Annotated in this window: 1 protein-coding gene; it reads left to right on the top strand. The window is 61.0% G+C overall.

All coding sequences use genetic code 11. The annotated features are described in order from the left end of the window. The first annotated feature begins 150 nt into the window (after positions 1 to 150). Positions 151 to 1350, top strand: coding sequence for an IS256 family transposase (locus tag L942_RS28100; protein WP_037366187.1), 1200 nt, complete (start codon positions 151 to 153; stop codon positions 1348 to 1350). The last annotated feature ends 43 nt before the right edge of the window (positions 1351 to 1393 follow it).

Here is a 1393-nt window from a genome sequence, read left to right as displayed (position 1 = left end):
GGGCCTGTCCGTGATCTTGTGGGTGGTGGGTGATCTTGACCATGCTGGGGCGGGTGCTCCGGTTGGAAGGGATCGAGGTTGACGGATAAGGACAGGGCGGCCGAGGCGGCTGGTGTTGAGGACGGTCTCGACGTCCGCGTTGCGCGTGAGCTGATCGACAGGGCGCGCGCGGACGGGGTGTCGCTGGTCGGGCCGGATGGGCTGCTGCGGCAGCTGACGAAGGCGGTGCTGGAGACGGCGCTGAACGCCGAACTGGACGAGCATCTCGGCTACGCGAAGGGTGATGCGGCCGAGAAATTCGGCACCAATGAGCGGAACGGGTCGTCGGCGAAAACGGTGCGTACCGATGTGGGCGAGGTACGCATTGACGTACCGCGTGACCGGGAAGGCACCTTCACGCCGCGGATCGTGCCGAAATACGCTCGACGGGTCGAAGGATTCGACGACGCCGTCATCTCACTCTACGCAAAAGGACTCACGACGGGCGAGATCCAGGCCCACCTATCCGACATCTATGACGCGAAGGTATCCCGCGACCTGATATCGAAGATCACGGACAAGGTGGTCGAGGATCTGAATTCGTGGCAAGCGCGGCCACTGGACAAAATCTACCCGGTCGTGCTCATTGATGCTATTCATGTCAAGATTCGCGACGGGCAGGTGGCGAACCGTCCGATCTATGTCGCCGTGGGGATCACCCTGGCCGGCGAGCGGGACGTGCTGGGAATGTGGGTCGGCACTGGCGGCGAGGGCGCCAAGGGCTGGATGAACCACCTGTCCGACCTGAAAAACCGAGGCGTGGAAGACATCCTCATCGTCGCCTGCGACGGCCTGAAAGGCCTGCCTGATGCGATCACCGCGTTGTGGCCGCGCGCGGAGGTCCAGTTGTGCGTGGTCCACCTGGTGCGAGCGAGCCTGCGATACGCGTCCAAAAAGTACTGGTCGGCGATCACGAAACGACTCAAGCTCATCTACACCGCACCCAACCAGGAGGCAGCGGAAGCGGAATTCACTGATTTCTGTACCGAGTGGGAGGATACCTATCCGGCAATGATCCGGCTCTGGCGCAGCAACTGGGAACAGTTCATTCCGTTTCTGGCGTACCCGCCGGAGTTGCGGAAACTCGTATATACGACGAACGCGATCGAGAGCCTGAATTCCCGGTTCCGGCAGGCCACCCGACGCCGCGGCCATTTCCCTAACGAGCAAGCCGCATTAAAAGTGCTCTACCTCGTGATCCAAAACCCACTCAAAAACCGTTCAAATATCACAGGAAAAGTAGTAGGTTGGAAACAAGCGTTGAACACGCTCGCCATGCACTACGGCGACCGGCTCGACGCGCAGCACTGACAAGGCGATCACACCGTCAACCCACAAGATCGCTGACACGCCC

Source organism: Amycolatopsis orientalis DSM 43388, assembly GCF_000411975.1.
In the GTDB taxonomy this organism is placed as follows: domain Bacteria; phylum Actinomycetota; class Actinomycetes; order Mycobacteriales; family Pseudonocardiaceae; genus Amycolatopsis; species Amycolatopsis orientalis_D.
The sequence above is the reverse complement of the archived record's forward strand: the minus strand, read 5'-3'. Positions and strand labels throughout refer to the sequence as shown.